Genomic DNA, 19399 nt, shown 5'->3' on the forward strand with positions numbered 1-19399 from the left:
GTCAACCCGGAAACGTGAGCCAAGTCAGGGCGTGTGACGAGGAAAAGTGGCCTGTCGGTAGGGTTGCATGCCAGCGTGGGCCGCATGCATAAATATGCCTTATCGATTAAGGGACTATTTCCGGTTGTTCAGCGCCTCGCTCAATTTGTTGCGTGGATTTGCTGTGTGCCAAAGTTCCAGTGCTGTCGGCTCGAGATCCGCGGAGCTTGGTAAGAATTTCCCCTTCACCCATCGCGGCAAGAATGAGCAGAGCAATAATTATTGTGTAGATACACCACCAGATCGCGAAAATGGTATCTGTACGTGCGCCTATCATGGCGTAGCTAGCGCACACCGCTGTGATTACATTCTGTGATGTGCTGAGGTTGGCTGCTCGGCTCCATCTGTCGGCAATCGCTCGAATAGCGAACCCTACTATGACGCCCCCGATTAGCACGCCTATGTGCCACCAGTCGAAGAACAATGTCCCACCCACGGATATCACAGGATTGCGGACAGGGCACTCTGGGCCGAAGCAAGCGTAGTGGAAGATATGAGCCTTTAGTGCGCTTGAACGTTCCAGAAATGGCGTCATGCTGGCGGGAAATGGGTGTGCCAAGAATTCGAGTATGGTTCCACGTCCCCATCCGAGTCCAAGGCGACCATTCTCCAACTCCGATGCCAACACCGCAATGTAGTCGTACATGATTGTGTCATACGATGTGACAAAATATTCGACCGCGTCAACGGGTCCCGTCTCGCGAACGGCTCGCGCCAATGCAGCAAATATACCTTCATCTCCGTGCCGGCCGCCGGCGCCGCGAACCATGGGCATGGTCATCAATGCCAGAAATACCAGCGATCCGGCGACCAAGTGCCACAATTGCAGTCGGACCGGCCTACGCATGAGCAGTGCGGTGACTACAATTAGTACAGCGGGAATCATCAATCTGCGGCTTCCAAGTTGTGAAACCGTGACGACAGTTGATGCGGTGCAGAAACCAATAGTGAACCAGCTGGCGATTCTGATGCGGTCTGTGCGCGCCATCAGAATAAGCGTGGCGCTGGCGATCGATCCCGCAAGTGGAAGCTGCATTAGAATTTCCGGGACAGATTCGGGATGTGCTTCAGCGCTTCGGCCGCCTGACATCGCGAGGACGCCTGAGATGCCCATAACCTTGATCAAAACGGCGAAGTAAACTGCGAGCGCTGCGAGAGTGATCAATACCGCGATCCCGGGCCGGAGACGCGATGACGTCGTGTCGCTCAATCGGGCACCAGTGTCGAGCGTACCGACTGGTTTATCCCACTGATCCCGCTTCCTACGCCTCCCTGTGTGCCAAATAGCTCCGATCGCGATACCCCATAGGAGGACCATCCCCACGATGGATGCTGTCATTTGGCCGTCAGGCGTTGGAACGATTCCGAAGTACCACCCACGGGTGCGTGCGGACGCGAACCGGTCTGTGTAGAGCGGGCGCACCGCGAATATTGCATACAGGATCACCATCACGAGCGTGTCAGGAGCGACGAGTCTGGACACACCTCGCAGCGGTGTTGTGGTTATGACGATAACCACTGGGATAAGATCGACGAGCGCGAAAAGCCAAAAGTGATTCACCGTTTTCCGTCCCTACGCTGGCTGCCGCGAGTTGAATGCGCGCAGTATGTCACGCGCGTCTGGCGATTCTAGGGGTGGAAAACCGAAGGTGATTACGGTGCAAGGAAATGCCACCGCCCATACCCCCGACGAGTGTGGTGACTTCCTGTGAGAGTTCGTGGTCACCACAAATGACGGTTCGGGTTCCCCGGTCGGGTCAGAACCAAAAAGGACCCGCCCAGTCGTCACAGCCAACTGTCATCCGATTCGTAACCCAATTCGACAAGCAGCGAACCCGCGACGTTGTGAAACGCCTCCAGGTGTTCGGGCTTGTAGGCTTCTCGCCACGCTCCAGACTTGCCTTGCCGATATGTGTGAGATCGATATGGGTTGACCGACCGTGTCGCTCTCAATACCATCTGATCAGCTGCGGCTTCGCCGTGTCCACTAGCGTTCACATAGTGGCCCACGATCCGCCTTATCCAACTCGCTGCGTCTGTGCTGCGGAGGTCTTCAAATCGGACCGCCAGCGTGGTTTCGTGTGTCAACCAACCCGTGTACCTACTGTATCTAGTGCCGATATCGGGGTAGTACACGTCCCGATATGCGCTTCCGGGCCAACCTTTGATGGACAGCATGAGTGCCTCGTCAGGCTGCAAGCCTTTATAAACCCTATGCATTCGATGGTAGCGATTCATTGAGGTCAAATAACGCGCTTCGGAAAGGGCGACATCCCGAGGATCCCGGTAGATGAGGTACGAAACTATTCGATCCTTTGTAAGGAATTCTGCGAGCGAGTGATGCCAGAAAACATGTCCGCGCGCTGTTTCGCCAGGCACTAGTTTTTGCATTTCCCTTTTCACGCTTTCAGCAGAAACTTCACGCATTGTCAGAGAGGGGCACGAGTTTAAGAAGGTGCCCCAATCATCATTGCTCTCGAGCCCTTCTACGATTTGGGTCAAAAGATGAGTTCCGCTCTTGGGAACCGAGTTGACAAACACAGTGGGACACGAGGGAAAAGTCGATGGCCGTGCCCAACGTATGCCGTTCCGCAGGGATCGGACCGCAAGTGCTTCACCCTTGCGCAGAAAGGGGTTCTTCGAGTTCTTATACCGTCGGTCAATGTTCAATCTGTCCCCCGCCGCCAGGCTGATTCGCTCACCTAACCCGCCCGATCCTGTTGTTGGGCGGCGCCACGGTCGCAGTGCCGCCACGACGAACGCCAGATCAAATCTCATACCTGGCGACCGGTCGTCGCGCTGTGCCAGCCTTCGAAGTTGTAAGACTTCTCATATCTAGTTTAATCCCCGCGGGAGTCGACGTTGGGGACTCACCGCTTTTTCTATGCTGCACCGGCCGAAGGTTGGTCCGCTAAATCCGCTGGCTACCATAGGTATTCTTACGCTCTCATCAACAACTTTGGGCTGCGTGATCGACGGTTGAGGTCCGCCCCTGTACGCGCGGTGTCGGAACCGGTGTTCAGGAGCGACGATGCGCTGACGACTTGCGGTAAAACCGTTCCAACATTCCTCGCGCCGAGGCCGCCTCAGAAGTAGGCCGAGTTCCCGCTTCGCCGTAGTAACTGTAGTTGTAGCTGTAGGACACGTTTCCGCGCGGAGGTGTCATCGTGAACACGACACCGAGCAGTGAGGCGCCGACGTCCTTAAGCATTCCGACGGCGTGCGCCAAGTGATCACGTTTGGTCTGTCCGAATCGCGCCATGATGAGGACACCGTCGGCGTTCGCAGCCAGGATTGCGGCGTCAGTTACGGCCAGTAGCGGCGATGAGTCAACCACAACGTAATCGAATTGGGTACGTAGTTCATCCAATACTTTCTTAGCTGCCAACGACCCGAGCAGTTCACTCGGGTTAGGCGGGATAGCGCCTGAGGTAAGGGCGGAAAGGCCCGAGAATCGAGTCTTCTGCACCACGTCATTTAGTGACGCACTTCCGGCGAGCACTGTGCTAAACCCGACAGTCCCGACTAGGTCGAGGTACTTGTCCAGCCTCGGGCGTCGCAAGTCGCCGTCGACTATCACTACATTCTTCTCGGCTTCGGCCAATGCAAGAGCGATATTTATGGCCGTGGTGGACTTGCCCTCCATCGGCATTGAGCTTGTGATGACCATCACGCGAGGTGGGTTATCAACAGCAAGAAACTGCAGATTGGTCCGAAGTTTTCGAAAGGCTTCAGCGATTGTGGAGTTGTCGTTCTCGAATGATATTGCCGGTTCTTTCTTGCGGTCCTTATCGAGCGGAATGCTCCCGACTAGGCCAACACCCGTGGTTTCCTCAAGTGCTTTTCGTTCCTTGACGGTGTTGTCGAGTACGTCGCGGACGACGGCAAACCCTACTCCTAACAGCACGCCGAGCATTAAGCCCATGAGCAGGTTGCGAGTCGTCTTCGGAGTTACCGGGGCTTCGGGGATTGATGCGCGTTGTTCGACGACGACACGGGCATCCGGCCTTGTACCGTTCGGCGGAGTTTCCAGCTCGCGCACCATGACCACGAATTCATCGGAGAGCGCGTCGGCAATGTCACGTGCGCGCACGGGCGATTCGTCAAGCACCGCAACATTTATTAGTACCGTATCGAGTTTCGCACTGGCCTCCACGTTGTCCTGTAGCTCGTCCGCGCTCATGTCGAGATCGAGTTTGTCGATAGTGCGCTGTGCCAGGGTTTCGCCAGTGAGTAGCTCGGTATACGAGATCACGCGTTCTTGGGAGAACCGGTTGCCTTGGTACATCTCGGCCACTGATGCGCTGGACGTTGTGGAGACGAACAGCCGCGTCGAAGCCTCGTAAAGTGGGGTCGTGAGCAAATTGACTGCCACGGCACCCAATACAGCCACGGCGATAGTGATGCAGATGATCAACCAGCGCGTCCGCAGCAGCTTCACGAAGTTCTGGATGCTCAATGCTGGCCCCTCAACGTTTTTCCTCGAAAAGTTTGCATCTCCGGCTCAATCCGAGCATTCGGGCACCGACACCACGGGAGTGACGTCGTCTATCAGCGGTTGAATCGGAACAGCAGGTTGCCCCGGAGACGTCGGCTCACTGAGCAGGAACTTTATCTCGCCGGATTCCCCACGAGGAATGCCCACCTGCATTTCAAACGTTGGGTGGCCGCGTTCCATGCCTCGTGAAACTGGCACGTTCTGACCGTTGGCGATGGCGCCCGCCAGCTCGGCGCCCTTCGTTGCGACGAGTGTCACGGAAGTCAACATGGCGCCGCGCGGGGCATTAAGCGGAGCTTGAGCCGCTTCAACAATGCCGCCGCTACTTGCGACATAATCCGGTAGCGGACCGTCCGGCGCGGTATTCGCCAATCGGACTGTGATGGTCGATTTCCGTGTTTCGCCATCGCACCCATCGGCGGCGTACTCGATCTGCCGCGTCAGGTAGTAGTCCATCTTGTTTCCGCCGAGGTTGTTGATCACGACCTCGGCATACGGGGCAGCATCATCGGGTACCACATGTGCCAGCGGCGTCTCTTCTAGAAGGGCCTGTTCTTCGGGGAATGAACTCCACACCGCGATGCGACGCTCGCCGGCGGCCTTGCCCAAGGCGTCGAGCAGCTTTCGCGGCGACTCCACCGGCCCCGTAATCTTGTTCACGACCTCGCTTGCGACATCTTGGAGATACTGCTTGCGGGCGGTCTGGTCATCTGGAAAGCGTTCGTAAACAGTGGATTCCGTCAGTTCGACAACATTGTCGGCCGTAATTCTCTCCCCATCAGGCATCGTCACGGGCCCAACCGCCCTCAGAATGTAGCTCAAAGCGACGGGATCGATTGCGATCACGCCGTCGACGTTCATCCCCGATTCCTCGGCCCACATCGACCTCCAGATCTGGGCTGCGTACGGGAAATGTGAGCTCAGATTGCTGTTGCGAAAGTCGGTGTACGCGTTCGCCCAACCCCACTGTTGATCGAACTGGGGGCCCAAATTGATGGACGTAGACGCTGCTCGCAGTTCGGTGTTCGGCGCCAACTTGTCCACGGTCGGCTTGCCGTTGTCGAAGCGGAGAATTCCGAACCCACCGAGTAGGCCACCGGTGCCGCGGGCTTCGGCGTTGGTTTGAAAGGCCATGAAGTACGTCCGCGGTCCGTCAGCGCCCATCATCGCCGGCGCAAGCTGCGCGGCAAGGTCGGTATTTTCCAGCAGGCCAGTGACGTCCGACGTCTGAGACTGAAGCTGGGCACGAGCATCACGCATGGCCGAGAAGTAAGCCGGCTGTGAAATCGCGTCGGCCTGCTCACCCAGTTCCGAGGCGGACGCCGAGATCTCGCTCAATCGCGGAGCGGAGTCACGGAGCAACTGGACGTTGACTCTGCCGTCCTGCAGCAACTGGTCCGGCGAAAGCGCTTCGGCCACGTCAGCAGAGGGCTGCAGCACATCGGCAGCCAAACCGACCACGACGTCAGAGATCTGTTGTCCGGTCTTAAAGGGGCTGCCTAGCCACGGGACGGCCGCCGCGATATTCCATGGCAGGGAATGGGTTGCGTCCTGTGCGTCTTTGGCGTGCGCGGTGGCTTTGTCGACCCATTGCGCGGTCTCGTCAGCGTTGCCCTTCAACAGCGCTTCGCGCGCTTCTTGAGCGGCGCTGCGGGCGGCTTCGAGGTTCGACCGCGCTTGGAAAGCCCCATACGCCAGCCATGCCCCGAAAGCTACGACGACCAAGACCACCACGCCAGCGATCAGCGTGCTCCGCCGCCTCAGGAACTCCGGCCGGTCCTGTTCGAGATCATCTTCATTAACTTGCGCAGAATCGTCGTTGTCACCGTTGGACTCTCGTCGAAACGGATTTCGCGGAATTTGCACGCAGAAGTTAACCCCCGTACTCGGCTGAGGCGGTACGCCCCGATTTCAGGCAACGACGAAGTTACCTCAGACCGACACGTACCGACGGCCGATTACGAGATAACGAACGATTCGAGACTTAGCAGCGCCGGCCGACGGTGACGCTGAAGGAACCGTAGGGGCCGATCTTCGCGCTGACACCGGCGAAGCAGGCCTGGAAGTTCAGATTCGATGCCCAGCCGAAGAACGGCCGCAGGAAGCTCGGAATCAGCGTGAAGGGATTGAAGCTGAACCAGGTGCGCTCATTGGACGGCGGATTCGGGTTCGATGAACCGAACCACCACAGGGAGTTCTGGAACCAACTCCGCGGATCGTCGAGTTCGATCGGCTGCGGTTGCAGCGGAGCGAAGTCGAGCGTCTGAACAACCGGCGCGGCCGGCACGGGCACCTCAGGGGCGGCCTCCGCCATGGTGGCCGGGACGACGGTGGCTGCGGCTGCGACTGCAACGGCGGCAACGCCCGTCTGGAACTTAGTGATGACCCCGCTCATGATTCCCCCAAAGCTCTTGTATTGAGACTGTTTGCTAGCGTGCCAGACCCTAACACGATGTGTCAATAGGAAACTGCAGAACACAGACCTTTTCTCGGCGTCATCGCGCTCGCCGACGGACCCGGTACATTCGTCGCCGCCCGAAAAACTTGACGGACCTGCAAATTTGCCTTGGAAAGCATCGTTCTGGCTACCGCCGCTCCTGGCTAAATCTGCGGCCGAGTTCGGCGCGAGTATTGATGTCTAGCTTGCGGTAGATGCGAGCGAGGTTGGCTTCCACCGTCTTCGGGCTGATGAACAATGCCGTGGCGACTTCCCGCGTTGTCATACCGGTTGCCGCCAATTCGGCGACCCGGCGCTCGGAGGCCGTCAAACCCCAATCGCCGCGGGCGGGACGGCCGGCGCGGTCCAATTCGGCGCGCGCCCGCTCTGCCCACAGCGGCGCACCCAAGGCCTCGAACACCTGCAACGCCTCCGTCGCCGTCGCGCGCGCAACGTCTTTCTTACGTCGACGACGTTGCAGCTGGCCCAAGAGCAGCAGTGTGCGGGCGCGCTCGAACGGCATCGGCAGCCGGTCATGGTGTGCCAGCGCCTCTTCCGCCTGAGAGGCGGCCGCTTCCACGTCGCCATGTGCCGCCAACAACAAGCTCCGACACCTCGCGCCGGTGGCCAACATCCATGGTCGATCCAGCAACTGCCCGTTGACTTCCAGCGCATCGATCATCGGCTCTGCTTCAGCGAATCGGCCCAGCGCCACCAGTGCTCTGACCGCGTCGGAAACGTGTGCCACGTTGATGATCTCGGTGCCCGAGACCGAAGGGAAGCGGTCCACCAATGGCTGCAGAATCCTCGCCGCATCTTGGTAATTGCCGAGCGAGACCTCGAGGAAACCCAAGCTGACCGACGCCCAGTACGCCAGATTGGGTGATCGGCATTGATGCGCCAAACCGATTGCGTCACGGGCCGTCTCGCGGGTCTCCGAGACCTCGCCCAGGTGTGCGCTGACGAGGGATTGCACGGCCTTCGCGACAACGCACAACTGATCGCCGCCGAGTTGTTGGGCACGCTGCGCCGTCTCCGCGGCCACCTGCGCCGCTTCGCCGTACCGGCCCCGCCATACCTCGGTCAGCGCGATCACCACGCCGACGAAGGTCAGATCCGTCTCTGCACCGCGCTCGGCACAGCGTCGGTACACCGCGGCCAAATGTTCACCGGCCGCGTCCAATTGGCCGGTCCACGCCAGCAGCATCGCGTTGTTGGCGCTGGCGCGGAACGCGATCGGCGCCTCGCTGTCGGGCCGTTCCAGGGTCAGTGCGCGCCGGAGGCTCGGCACGTCCACACCGCGTCCGCACATGCAGGCAATGGTGGTCCGCAGGGCCAGGGCCTGGCTGGTCAGGTCGGGGTCATCGACCTCTTCGACATGGCTGACGGCGCGCTCGGCGTTCTGCAGCGCTGTTACGAAATCGCCGGCGTTGAGCCGGGCGTGGGCTAGCAGCAGCAGCGTACGAACCCGGACGTCGTGGCTGCAGTCGGCGGTGCGCAGCGCCTTCTCGAGGAGGGCGACCGCGTCATCGAAGTGAGTGTGGTGAATGTGCATGGCGGCCAACGAGTTCAACGCCATCGCGCGGTGGGTTCCGCGCGGGTTGCATGCCATCAGCGCATCCAACAGGCTCTGGGCCCGGTCCAGCTCCCCGGCGTGCAGGTAGTGCTCGGCGGCGCGTATTCGGCGAATCGGGGTATCCCCGCCAAGCCCGATCGCCAGTTCGATCAACTCGGCGGCGGCAGCGGGAGCGCCCCGCGCGCGAGCGGTGTCAGCGGCCTCGTCGAGCGCCGCCAGCGTCGCGGCGTCCGCACGCGACGCCGCCAGCGCCATGTGTCGGGCCCTCGCTTCGGGCAGCGTCACCACCTCCGCGAGACGCCGGTGCATGGCCCGGCGTTCGCGTCGGGTGGCGTCGGTGTACACCGTCTGCGCTAACAGCGGATGGGCGAATCGAACAGCGTCGCCGTCGATCTGGAGGAGTCCCTTGGCTTCGGCCTCTTTGAGCAGCTGCAGGGTGTGGTGCCGGTCGGTGCAGGTGATCTCGGCAAGGGAGTCGACCGTCGGGTTCGCCGAGGATGCGGCGGCCAGTAGCAGCGTCTTGGCCTCGTCGTCCAGGTGTCCGATCCGTTGTCGCATCAACTCCGCAAGCGTGGGTGGGAGCTCTGACGACGATCTGCCCGACTCGACCGCACGCGCCAGTTCCAATGCGTAGAACGGATTTCCGCCCGAGACCTCGGCGATCCGCACCAACGTCGGGCGGGGGAGCGCGTGGCCAAGACGCGCGGTGAGCAACGCATGCAACGCGCCCAGGCTCAACGCTCCAACACGGTGCCGACCCATGCCGTCGGCACTGGCCACCTGCAACCAACCGGCCGCTTCGGCGCCGTCGTACTCGGTGCGCTCAGTGAGCAGCAGGCCGATCGGTCCCGACCACCGTCGCGCGGCGGCCGCGAGGACGGCGCGACTGGATGGATCGAGCCACTGCACGTCGTCGATCGCCACCAGGACGGGTCCGTCACGTGACGTTTGCTCGACGGCCGAAACCAGCGCCGCGGCGATGACGCCCTGATCCGTCGCCGGGCCGGTGCCGCTGGCGCGCAGCAGCACGTGGTCGACGGCGTGGCGTTGCACCTCCGGGAGCGAGTCGAGGACCGCGGGATCGACCTCGATGAATAGGTCAGCGACGGCCGCGTAGGTGAGCGAGGTTTCCTGCGGGCCGACCCGGGCCCAGAGCACCCGAAAGCCACGCTCGCGCGCATCGTCGACCCCGGCGAACCATAGCGTGGTCTTGCCGACGCCCGTCTCGCCTTCCAGGACGAGACCCGACGGGCGCGTCGCGGCGGATCGGAGGAATTCCGATACCACCCGATATTCGGCCGGCCGTTTGATCACGCCGGAAGCCATTACCACCCCTCGCCGACAGCAAACCGAGCCTATAACGGCTAGTGGGGTATGCCCTAGGGGTCCGCCCTGGCAACGTCAGGAATGTTGCTTCCGGATCCGGGTGCCCACCCGGCTGGACAGCCGCTGGTGTGGCGCGTCGGCGGCGTTGCAGACCCGCGAGACGATCTCTGGAGAGTCGCTGCAGAACACGCCGTAGAGCACTTCGTCGGCGGGAACGGAGAGCGTCACCAAGAGGCGGGCGGGCGTGCCCTCGCTCGTGACGTTCGCGGCGGCGGCGTCGAGCCGGGCCACCATTTCGTCGACGGATTCCTCGGTCAGCTCAGGCAGGTACCACTCGGCCAAGAAGCACGCGGTTTCATCTGCCGCCTCCATACCGTGGACCGTAGCGATTCCCCGCCGAAATGGAATCGGGTGTTTCCCTATGAATTGCGGCCGATCGAAATTATTTACGGTTGCGACAGAACGACGTCGGCCAGCAGCGCTTTATGGTATGAGCGTCCGATTCCAAAGCTGCACACCGAAATTGACGTGGAGTTGCGGGTGAGGGTGTGGACGACAGTCCATACCGAAGGTATGCCGATGTCGTCGCCGTCGGCGCCGACATCGGCGACGTAGGAGGGGCGCCTGCACGGCGGCCGTCGCCGCGGTGAGCGCGGCAGCGAGCAGCGTCATGGCCCAGCACGGCCCACAGCCTTGGTTAGGCGGAGGGCGATTCGTCTGTCGTTTGTGGTGTCAGTTCCACAGCACTTCCACCGAATTCTGCGACGATTCGCAGATGGCCGCCGAGGGCGGCGACGTAGGACTGTAAGGTGCTGACTTCTGTATGCGACAGGTCTCCGCTTTCGAGCTTGGATACGCGTGCCTGCGAGACGCCCATCAGGGCGGCGACATCGGCCTGGCGGGCGTGACCGTGCGCCTTTCGAATCTCAGCAAGGCGGTGAGCTTGCACGGCGTCACGCATCTTTTTGCGCGCCGCCTCGGCACGCGCAGCGTCGACGCGGCCCTGCGCCACCGCGTCCGCTCGAATTTCGCGCCAATTGCGCGCCACCGGTCATTCACCTCCATTTTCAGTCGCCAGCCAGTTCTCGTGCCGCTGTTCGGCGAGCGGAATGTTCTTGTCGTACCAGCTTTTCCAGTTGCCTGCTTTGTCGCCGCCGAGCAGCAGGATGGCCTGCCGGTGGGGATCGAAGACGAACAGGATCCGGATACTCGTACCGGCGGGCTGCAGCTCCTTCATGCTGTGAAACTTCGATCCATGGACCTTGTCTACCGTCGGGCGGCCCAAGGTGGGTCCCTCCAGCTCGAGCAAATCGATGGCCCCTGTCACAGCGTCAATCGCATCGGCATCGAGTGTGAAATACCAACGTTCGACCTCCTCGAGCAAGATCACGTCCCAAAACATTGACACTAATATAACCTCTACGTTATATCAATACTTCGCCCACCGTTGGACTTAGCAACAGCATGGCGCGCGTGTACGACAGGTCAGCTACACGAAGGGCATGGGGCCAGTGCGCTCTGTGATCATCGAGGCTGCGGTGAGATCGTGAAACGGCGCTCAGTCGCGATCTATACGCAGTATCGGCGGCCATGAGAACTTTGCCGGGGCAACGTTTGCGTGTTCTCCCGCCGCGGGCTGGTGCGCTATGTGATATTCGACGAATGCGTAAGGCTGGTCGAGCTATTTTCCTCGTATTCCTGGGCGCCCTGAGCACGGCCGTCTTTGGTGCCATCACTGCGGTGATGGCGGCGCTGAGCCTGGCCGCCACCTCCGTGTTGATCGTTCCGGGCACCGGCACGCCGGACGCCAACGTCGTCGAGGACTACATGCCGCACTTCTACGACCGCTACATCGGCGGCACCGACCCGGCGTTGCCCGCGGAGTGCGTCGCGGCCACCGACTGCACGCTCTCCGGGATCAACTACCCGGCGTCGTTCTTTCCGCTGTTCTTCTTTTCCGGATGGTGCGTGCCCGGCCGGTGCGCGACGTGGAACGACTCCGTCGGCACCGGCGTCACCAACCTCAACAGCGCGCTGATCGACCGGCTGGTCAACACCGATGACGACGTCATCCTCGCCGGCTACTCCCAGGGCGGCGCGGTGGTCTCCAACGAGATGCGCAATCTGGCCAGCCTCAGCCCGGAGCTCAAGGACCGGCTGTCGGTGTTCATGATCGGCAACGCCTACAACCCCGACGGCGGGCTTTTCACCCGGCTCGGGTTCTTGCCGACGATCCCGTTCATCGATGTGACGTTCGGTCCGTCGATGCCGACCGACATCGGGATCGAGACCACCAGCGTCGGCTTCGAATACGACCCGGTGATGTATGCGCCGCTGTACTGGCTCAACCCGTTCGCGATGCTCAACGCGCTGGCGGCGTTCGAGCTGGTGCACGGCTATTACCTCACGCCCGACGGCAACGCGCCCACGGATTCGATCGCCTACGGCTACACCGAGGACGAGCTGGCCGAGATCCTGGAGGGGCCCTGCCCCGGCCCGCACTGCCGCGTCGACGCCGACGGCAACCGGTACTTCATGATCCCGGCCAAGAGCCTGCCGCTCGTGGACCTGGTGATGCAGATCGTGCCTGGCCCGTTGCGGCCGTTCGTGCGCCCGATCGCTGACCTTGTCACGCCGGTGCTCAAGGTGCTGGTCGATCTCGGCTACAACTGGAGCGGGGATCCGGGTCAGACACGGTGGCTGTCGCCGCTGCCGTTCAACCCGTTCCAGAACTGGCTCGCGGTGGGCCAGGACCTCGTCGAGGCGGTCGGTGAAGGTATCCAGAACGCGTTCGGCGGTGGAACGACGACGCTGATCGCCCCGCCCGCCGAGACGGACGCCGCGGCGTTGTCCGCCCCGGCGGAGAAGTCTGCGGAGTCCGAGCCCACCTGGAAGCAGAAGGTGGAGTCCATCGTCAACAAGGAGGACGACGACGACATCGTCGACGACGATGTGGTCGACGAGGAGCCGGTCACCCAGGACGAGGACGGCACCGAGGACGTCGGGACCATCGACGACGAAACCGAGGGCGAGGACGGCACCGAGGGCACCGGCAGCGAGGGCACCGACACTGAAGGCACCGACACCGAAGGCGAGGACGTCGACGCCGAGGTCGAGGACGGCACCGAAGACGTCGGCGCCGATACGACGGCGGGTGACGACGACGCGGGTGACGACGACGCGGGTGACGACGACGACGCTGGCGATGCCGGCCAGGCCGCGGCCTGAGCGAAAGATTCGCTCAGAGCTTGGCCCGTAACGCATAGCCCTGCATAGCCCTCGACGAGCGCTCGGTTAGACCCCGTGGGCGTCCGCAATTTTCGTGCGCGTTATGTTTCTTTTGTTGCAGATGAGCTCTATCTTAGAGCGGCAAAGCATTTTGAATTCACATGCGATAGCAGGGGCCGATCAGGCGGCCGACGACAAAGTTAGGTGATCATGCAGGCAATCGGTCGGGTAGCGATCGTATTCATAACGGCCGTCGCGTCGTTGTTCGTCAGCACCGGGACCTCCCACGCAAACCTGGACAACGAGCTGAGCATTGTTGACGGCAAGGACCGCACGCTGACCATTCAGCAGTGGGACACCTTCCTCAACGGTGTGGCCCCGATGGACCGCAACCGGCTCACGCGCGAGTGGTTCCATTCCGGTGAGGCCAAGTACACCGTGGAGGGGCCGAAGGCCAAGAACTTCCAGGGCAAGCTGGAGATGGGCTACCAGATCGGGTTCCCTTGGTCGCTGGGTGTCGGCATCAACTTCAGGTACACCACGCCCAACATCCTGTTGGACCAGGCGCCGCTGCCGATTCCGGGTAGTGCCTTCTACTTGGACAACTTCATCACGACGCCGAACCTGCTGCCCGGTGCGTCGTTCAGCGCCGACCTCGGCAACGGGCCCGGCATTCAGGAAGTAGCCACGTTCTCGGTGAACGTCAAGGGCCCCAAAGGGGCTGTGGCGGTATCCAACGCGCACGGCACGGTGACCGGCGCCGCCGGCGGGGTGATGCTACGACCGTTCGCCCGGCTGATCTCCTCGGCCGGAGACAGCGTCACCACCTACGGCGAGCCGTGGAACATGAACTGACGGCAGGCGCTGCGCCGTCGTCGCCGCCGGTTACGCGGCGGCGCCCGGCTTCAGATAGGTGACGAGGCTGACGTCGATGCTCTCGTCGACGAAGTAGTACTGGGCACCGGTGAGATACCGCATGTACTTCTGGTAGTTCTCCTCGTCGGTGGCGGCGATCGCCTCGTCCTTGTGCTGCTCGAGCCGCGCGGCCCAGATGCCGAGCGTCTTGATGTAGTGGTTACGCAGCGACTGCGGCTCGGGCACCACGAAACCGGCCTTCTCGCCGTGCTCGACCATCATCTGGGTGGTCGGCAGCCGCCCACCCGGGAAGATCTCGGTGATGATGAACTTCACGAACCGGGCCAGGTCGAACGTCAGCTTCTTGCCGCGCGCTGCCAGGTCATAGGGGTGGTAGCCGACGCTGCTCTGGATCGTCATCCGGCCGTCGTCGGGCATGATGTCGAAGCAGGTCTTGAAGTAGTCGTCGTAGCGCTCGAAGCCGAAGTGCTCGAACGCCTCGATCGACACGATCCGGTCGACGGGGGAGTGGAACTGCTCCCAGCCCTCCAGCCGCACGTCGTACGTCCGTTCGCTGTCGACCTTGCTCAGCAACTCGTTGCAGTAGGCCTGCTGGTTCTTGCTCAGCGTCAGGCCGATGACGTTGACGTCGTACTTCTCCATCGCCCGCTGCAGCGTCAGACCCCAGCCGCAGCCGACCTCCAGCAGCGTCATCCCCGGCTTGAGGTCGAGCTTGTCCAGATGCTGATCGACGTTGGCGATCTGCGCCTCCGACAGCGTCACGTTCGGACTGGTGAAGTACGCGCAGCTGTACTTGCGCGTCGGGTCCTGGAACACACCGAAGAAGTCGTCCGACAGGTCGTAGTGCGCCTGGATGTCCTCGAAGTGCGGCGTCAAATCCTTGGTGCCGGATGAGTTGTCAGACATAGTTCCCCTGCTTGGCCTTTCTGGTGACGCTCTGTGACGCGTCGGTCAGATGATGTTGTTGACCGTATTCCCCGCACAGCTGCTAAACGGCGGACACGCCCCTCAAGCGGTAGAGCGTAGCCGTTTGTGCCTCGGCGACTCCACTGCGCCGTGCTCAGCGCGCCGAGAAGTTGGTTTTGAGCTCGCCGATGATGTCGTCCCATAGGGGTTCGGGCAGCTCATGGCCCATTCCGGCGTAGAGGACCAGACGCGCGTCTTTGATCGCCCTGGCGACCACGCGCCCGCCGAACGGGCGCATCAGCTTGTCGGCCTTGCCATGGATCACGACGGTGGGCGCGGTGATCTGCTTGTCGTAGTGCCGCAGGCTGCCGCTGCCCAGGATCGCCGAGAACTGGCGGCCGATACCGGCGGGGTAGTACGAGCGGTCGTAGCCCTCGATCGCCTCGGCGCGGATCGTGTCATCGGGGCGCGGATAGCCCGGGCTGCCGATGATCTTGCTGACCCGTATCGCGTTCTCGATGACGGCCTCGCGGCTGGCGTCCTTGGGCCGCCGCAGGATCGCCAGCAGATGCCGCGGCGCCGGCGGCGGAAGCAACGCCTGGTTGTTACTGGAGAAGATGACCGCCAACGTCTTGGTCTTGATCTTGTGCCGGGCGGCGAAGACCTGCGCGATCATTCCGCCCATCGACGCGCCGACGACGTGTGCTTGGTGGATCTCGAGGTGGTCCAGCAGCGCGGCGGCGTCGTCGGCCATGTGCTCGAGCGTGTAGGGCGCCGGGCTTGGCAGCCCGAGCTGCGAGCGGATCATCCTCAGCGGTAGCGGTGTGCTGATGTATTGGCCGACCAGCTTGCTCGACAGCCCGACGTCACGGTTGTCGAAGCGGATGACGCGCAGGCCCTGGTTGACGAGCTTCTCGCAGAAGTCCTTGCGCCACAACAGAAGCTGCGCGCCCAGGCCCATGATGAGCAGGACGGCAGGGTCGTTCGGGTCGCCCATGTCCTCGTAGTGGATGTCGAGCTCGCCGGATTTGGCGGTGCCTTCGCGGATCTGCATCTAGACCTCGAGCTCTTCGTCGTGTTCACGCTTGATATCGACCATGAAGTTGGCGAAGTATCCGGTCAGCTGCGGATCCGACATCATCTGCCACCTGGGGGCGAGCAGCTTCATGTAGCGCTCGACGTAGAGGAACTGCTTGCCGATCAGCACCAGTTCGCGGGGCAGCTTGACGTCGTAGGCCTCGGCCAGCGCGGACAACTGCTTGCCGATCTCGGCGTAGCTCATGTCACCCAGCGACGACATGGTCAACGGCGTGGCGAACTTCTCCAGGTCCTTGGCGGCCTGCGCCTCGGGTTTCATGGTGCCGACCGCACCCATCAGCACCACGATCTTGCCCGCCGCGGCGTGGTCCTTCTTCACCAGCAGCGCGTAGACGAGTTCCCTTAGGAGCCAACGGGTTCGGGGGTCGATGCGGCCCATGATGCCGAAGTCGAAGAACACGATCTTGCCGTCGTCGTCGACGTAGAGGTTGCCGGCATGCAGGTCGCCGTGGAACAGCCCGTGGCGCAGGCCGCCCTCGAAGACGCTGAACAGCAGCGCCTTGACCAGTTCGGTGCCGTCGAAACCCTTCTTGCGGATGTTGGCGACGTCGTCGATGCGGGTGCCGTTGACCCGCTCCATGGTCAGGACGCGCTCGCTGGTGAGGTCCCAATACACCTGGGGCACACGGATGTTGCGGCCCAGCGGCGAGGCGTGCATATGCGCCACCCAGGCGTCCATCGACTGCGCCTCGAGCCGGAAGTCCAGCTCCTCGGCGAGGTTGTCGGCGAAGTCGGCGACGACGTCCTGGGCGGACAGCCGCTGGCCCAGCTTGGCGAACTCGACCAGCCGCGCGCCGCGCTTGAGGATCTGCAGGTCGGCGGCGACTCTCCTGCGGATACCGGGGCGCTGGATCTTGACGACGACCTCCTCGCCTGAGTGCAGCGTGGCGTAGTGCACCTGGGCGATCGAGGCGCTGGCGAACGGCTGTTCGTCGAAGCTCTTGAACAGGTTGGCGGGTTCGTCGCCGAGTTCTTCGCGGAACAGCTTCTGGATTTGCTTGGCGTCGGCCGGCGGCACCCGGTCGAGCAGGCTGCGGAACTCCCTGGACAGCGGTTCGCCGAACGCGCCGGGGCTCGACGCGATGATCTGGCCGAACTTGACGTACGTCGGCCCCAGATCGGCGAACGTCTGGGGGATCTGCCTGATGACCTTCTGTTGCAGCGAGCCGCGGCCGGCGAGCTTGGTGACGACCCGGACGCCGGTGCGGGTGACCTGCCAGCCCGTCGCTCCCATGCGCGCGGCCTCGAGCGGCAACGGCACTCGGTCCAGGGGCTTAGTCGTACTCATGGGCCCAGTGTCTCAAAACTGCCTTGATGCCGCGAAACTGCATTCCAGCAGGGCCTTTCTCGCACTTTTGCTGTGAATTTACAGTCTCGCGCGTCTCGGCCACCTCACTTGACCCTTCCAGCCGCGAGCTTTCATCGCCCGATAGGTGCGCTCGATGATGTCGTCGGGGCGATCTTCCTTGATCACCCGCGACACCAGCCATCCGAGACGTTCCAGCTTCGGGTACACCCGCAGGTCCTTGACGTATTGGTAGCGATCGGTCCGGTGTTGATCACCGTCGTATTCGCCGGCGACCCCGTAGTCCTCCCAGCCCATATCGAGTATCCGCACCAGGTGCCCTTTTTCGTCGTACACCGGGATCTGCGTCGTGGGCCGGGGGAAGCCGGCGTCGATGAACAGCAACCGCAGCCGGGTCTCTTGTAGCGACGCCGCGCCGCCGTCGACAAGCGGCAACGCCCGCCGGAGCGTCTTCAGCCCCCGCGCGCGACGGTAGCGCTTGGCGAGCAGCAGCACATCCTCCGTCGAGAATGGCTCGGCCCGCATCAGTGCGTCCAGCCGCTCGACCGCCCGATTGAGCCGGAGGTACCGCCCGATGTCGAACGCTGCCCGAGCCGGAGTCGCGACGGAAAGGTCTCCGACGCGGGTGATCTCGTCGTCGGCGATGCGTTCATTACGTACCACCAGACCGCGTGGTGGCCGTGTGGCGCGCCAGATGAGCTCGATGGGCTGCCGATCATCGACCCATTCGGCACCGTGTAACGCCGACGCGACGACACCGGTTATGACGCCTTGGCGTTTCGACCATAGCCAGGCTCCGACGGCGCGGTCGTGCAGCGACGGGTTGCCCTTCGCGGCGTAGACACCCGGATAAATGGGCGCATACCAACGCTGCAATTCATGGCGCGTGACGATGCCGCGCTCGACGGCTTCTCGTCCGATGAAGACGTCCCCCATGTGCCGATATTGGCGACGCGCACTGACACGTTGCGTCGCTGTGCTGCGAGACTGCGTTTTCGCAGGGCCTTACTCGCACTTTTCCTGCTGGAATGCAGTCTCGCGGCAGAAGGAGTTAGGCGAAGCTGTGCTCGATCTCGTCGCGGCTGCGCACCGGATCGTCGCCCGGGTGGTACGTCGGCAGCGTGTGCTTGACGGTCGTTCCCGACTTGACCCGCTCCTTGGCCTGACGGAACTCCGGTGGGATGCCGGCGGCGGTCTGCAGGCCGTTGATGATGCCCCACACCGTGGCGCGTCGGGCCGTGCGCTCGATGATGTTGGGGTCGGTGTGCTGGATCATCTGCTTGGCCCATTTCGGCATGGTGTCGCGGATGGCCCAGTCGACGGCGGCCTGCGGCATCGGCAGGTTCGAGCCGGTGGCCATGGCGGTGCCGTGGGTGACGGCGAGCTTGGGTAGGTAGCTTTCGAGGCACTCGGCGGTCTCGGCCTTGGTGGTCGGCAGATCGGTGCCGCCCAGCGCATGGCCGACGCGGACGAACTCGCCGTAGTACTGGTCAAGTTTCTTGCCGCGCAACGGGTTCGGGTGATAGAGCTCGTGCGCGGTGGCCAGGCCCCAGACGACGGTCGCGTAGTTCCAGCGCAGCCAGTCGGGATCGTCGGCGTCGTAGGCGGCGCCGTCGGGGCGGGTGCCCTTGATGGTGTGGTGCATGGCGCGCACGCTCTGGGCCAGTCGCTCGGCGGTTTCGGTCGAGCCATAGGCGGTGCCGATGAAGAACGCGACGGAGTGGCCGAGTCGCACCAGGGCGCCCTTGGGGTCGATTTTCGGGACCGCCACCCCGTTCTCGTCGCGTTGGACCAGCCGCGAATGGTGCATGCCCATCCAGTAGATCGACGGGTCGAGCCGCTCCATGTAGGCCGCGCACTGCAGACCGAAGATCAGCGAATACATGTGCGAGTGCACATGCCAGACCGCGCTGCCCGGCCCGAACCAGCCGGGGTCGCCCACCGGGGCCGCGAACTCCATACCTTTGAAGAAGTTGCGACGAATGCCCTGGTCGAAGCGTTTGTTGAGCATCTGACCGACGATCTGGTGCGGCAGGAACAAGGCTGACCTCTTTCAGGTTTGGTCACGGCTGTAACCAGAATACAACTTTGGTTACATCTGTGACCAGA

General features: G+C 62.5%; 16 protein-coding genes. 2 read left to right on the forward strand and 14 right to left on the reverse strand.

Annotated features, from left to right (window positions below; all coding sequences use genetic code 11):
* Window positions 1-106: 106 nt before the first annotated feature.
* The 9 genes from ABQE44_RS03540 to ABQE44_RS03580 all read right to left on the reverse strand — a co-directional run bounded on the left by ABQE44_RS03540 (window position 107) and on the right by ABQE44_RS03580 (window position 11278).
* The gene (locus ABQE44_RS03540; RefSeq protein ID WP_448428320.1) at window positions 107-1249 is read right to left on the reverse strand and encodes a hypothetical protein; all 1143 of its coding nucleotides are present in this window, start codon (window positions 1247-1249) and stop codon (window positions 107-109) included.
* A gap of 575 nt (window positions 1250-1824) precedes the next feature.
* Window positions 1825-2817, reverse strand: coding sequence for a sulfotransferase domain-containing protein (locus tag ABQE44_RS03545; protein ID WP_448428322.1), 993 nt, complete (start codon window positions 2815-2817; stop codon window positions 1825-1827).
* 241 nt (window positions 2818-3058) lie between these two features.
* Complete coding sequence (locus ABQE44_RS03550; RefSeq protein ID WP_448428324.1) at window positions 3059-4498, reverse strand: tyrosine-protein kinase domain-containing protein; 1440 nt, start codon at window positions 4496-4498, stop codon at window positions 3059-3061.
* Window positions 4499-4543: 45 nt separating this feature from the next.
* Complete coding sequence (locus tag ABQE44_RS03555) at window positions 4544-6403, reverse strand: DUF4012 domain-containing protein (RefSeq protein ID WP_448428326.1); 1860 nt, start codon at window positions 6401-6403, stop codon at window positions 4544-4546.
* Between the two features lie 118 nt (window positions 6404-6521).
* Entirely contained in the window at window positions 6522-6932 is a 411-nt protein-coding gene (locus ABQE44_RS03560; protein WP_448428328.1) for a hypothetical protein, read from the reverse strand.
* Between the two features lie 190 nt (window positions 6933-7122).
* On the reverse strand, window positions 7123-9876 hold the full coding sequence (locus tag ABQE44_RS03565; protein WP_448428330.1) for an AAA family ATPase: 2754 nt from the start codon (window positions 9874-9876) through the stop codon (window positions 7123-7125).
* Window positions 9877-9951: 75 nt separating this feature from the next.
* Window positions 9952-10248, reverse strand: coding sequence for a hypothetical protein (locus tag ABQE44_RS03570; RefSeq protein ID WP_448428332.1), 297 nt, complete (start codon window positions 10246-10248; stop codon window positions 9952-9954).
* 325 nt (window positions 10249-10573) lie between these two features.
* Complete coding sequence (locus ABQE44_RS03575) at window positions 10574-10924, reverse strand: type II toxin-antitoxin system RelB family anti-toxin (RefSeq protein ID WP_448392060.1); 351 nt, start codon at window positions 10922-10924, stop codon at window positions 10574-10576.
* Between the two features lie 3 nt (window positions 10925-10927).
* On the reverse strand, window positions 10928-11278 hold the full coding sequence (locus ABQE44_RS03580; protein ID WP_448428334.1) for a type II toxin-antitoxin system RelE/ParE family toxin: 351 nt from the start codon (window positions 11276-11278) through the stop codon (window positions 10928-10930).
* A gap of 260 nt (window positions 11279-11538) precedes the next feature.
* On the opposite strand from ABQE44_RS03580, the gene ABQE44_RS03585 reads away from it, so the two are divergent.
* Together ABQE44_RS03585 and ABQE44_RS03590 are read left to right on the forward strand one after the other, a co-directional pair.
* Window positions 11539-13104 (forward strand): PE-PPE domain-containing protein, encoded by a 1566-nt coding sequence (locus ABQE44_RS03585; protein ID WP_448428336.1) that lies wholly within the window; start codon window positions 11539-11541, stop codon window positions 13102-13104.
* Between the two features lie 210 nt (window positions 13105-13314).
* On the forward strand, window positions 13315-13959 hold the full coding sequence (locus tag ABQE44_RS03590) for a porin MspA (RefSeq protein ID WP_448428338.1): 645 nt from the start codon (window positions 13315-13317) through the stop codon (window positions 13957-13959).
* 30 nt (window positions 13960-13989) lie between these two features.
* Here ABQE44_RS03590 and ABQE44_RS03595 read toward each other — a convergent pair whose 3' ends face one another.
* The 5 genes from ABQE44_RS03595 to ABQE44_RS03615 form a co-directional block, all read right to left on the reverse strand.
* Window positions 13990-14886, reverse strand: a complete 897-nt coding sequence (locus ABQE44_RS03595) for a cyclopropane mycolic acid synthase family methyltransferase (protein WP_448392056.1) — start codon at window positions 14884-14886, stop codon at window positions 13990-13992.
* Between the two features lie 154 nt (window positions 14887-15040).
* On the reverse strand, window positions 15041-15940 hold the full coding sequence (locus ABQE44_RS03600; RefSeq protein ID WP_448392055.1) for an alpha/beta fold hydrolase: 900 nt from the start codon (window positions 15938-15940) through the stop codon (window positions 15041-15043).
* On the reverse strand, window positions 15941-17272 hold the full coding sequence (locus ABQE44_RS03605; protein WP_448428340.1) for an ABC1 kinase family protein: 1332 nt from the start codon (window positions 17270-17272) through the stop codon (window positions 15941-15943).
* Between the two features lie 78 nt (window positions 17273-17350).
* Window positions 17351-18226 (reverse strand): putative endonuclease domain-containing protein, encoded by an 876-nt coding sequence (locus ABQE44_RS03610; protein ID WP_448428342.1) that lies wholly within the window; start codon window positions 18224-18226, stop codon window positions 17351-17353.
* Window positions 18227-18341: 115 nt separating this feature from the next.
* A complete protein-coding gene (locus ABQE44_RS03615; protein ID WP_448392702.1) occupies window positions 18342-19331 on the reverse strand; it encodes an oxygenase MpaB family protein in 990 nt (329 codons plus the stop codon).
* Window positions 19332-19399 lie beyond the last annotated feature (68 nt).

The sequence above is a fragment of the Mycolicibacterium sp. XJ2546 genome, from assembly GCF_053483195.1.

Excerpts from the sequence above, each read along its gene's own strand:
- ABQE44_RS03545 (WP_448428322.1), bottom strand. The coding sequence starts at position 2,817 with ATGAGATTTGATCTGGCGTTCGTCGTGGCGGCACTGCGACCGTGGCGC.
- ABQE44_RS03565 (WP_448428330.1), bottom strand. The coding sequence starts at position 9,876 with ATGGCTTCCGGCGTGATCAAACGGCCGGCCGAATATCGGGTGGTATCG.
- ABQE44_RS03570 (WP_448428332.1), bottom strand. The coding sequence starts at position 10,248 with ATGGAGGCGGCAGATGAAACCGCGTGCTTCTTGGCCGAGTGGTACCTG.
- ABQE44_RS03600 (WP_448392055.1), bottom strand. The coding sequence starts at position 15,940 with ATGCAGATCCGCGAAGGCACCGCCAAATCCGGCGAGCTCGACATCCAC.
- ABQE44_RS03605 (WP_448428340.1), bottom strand. The coding sequence starts at position 17,272 with ATGAGTACGACTAAGCCCCTGGACCGAGTGCCGTTGCCGCTCGAGGCC.
- ABQE44_RS03610 (WP_448428342.1), bottom strand. The coding sequence starts at position 18,226 with ATGGGGGACGTCTTCATCGGACGAGAAGCCGTCGAGCGCGGCATCGTC.
- ABQE44_RS03595 (WP_448392056.1), bottom strand. The coding sequence starts at position 14,886 with ATGTCTGACAACTCATCCGGCACCAAGGATTTGACGCCGCACTTCGAG.
- ABQE44_RS03580 (WP_448428334.1), bottom strand. The coding sequence starts at position 11,278 with ATGTTTTGGGACGTGATCTTGCTCGAGGAGGTCGAACGTTGGTATTTC.
- ABQE44_RS03585 (WP_448428336.1), top strand. The coding sequence starts at position 11,539 with ATGCGTAAGGCTGGTCGAGCTATTTTCCTCGTATTCCTGGGCGCCCTG.
- ABQE44_RS03560 (WP_448428328.1), bottom strand. The coding sequence starts at position 6,932 with ATGAGCGGGGTCATCACTAAGTTCCAGACGGGCGTTGCCGCCGTTGCA.
- ABQE44_RS03590 (WP_448428338.1), top strand. The coding sequence starts at position 13,315 with ATGCAGGCAATCGGTCGGGTAGCGATCGTATTCATAACGGCCGTCGCG.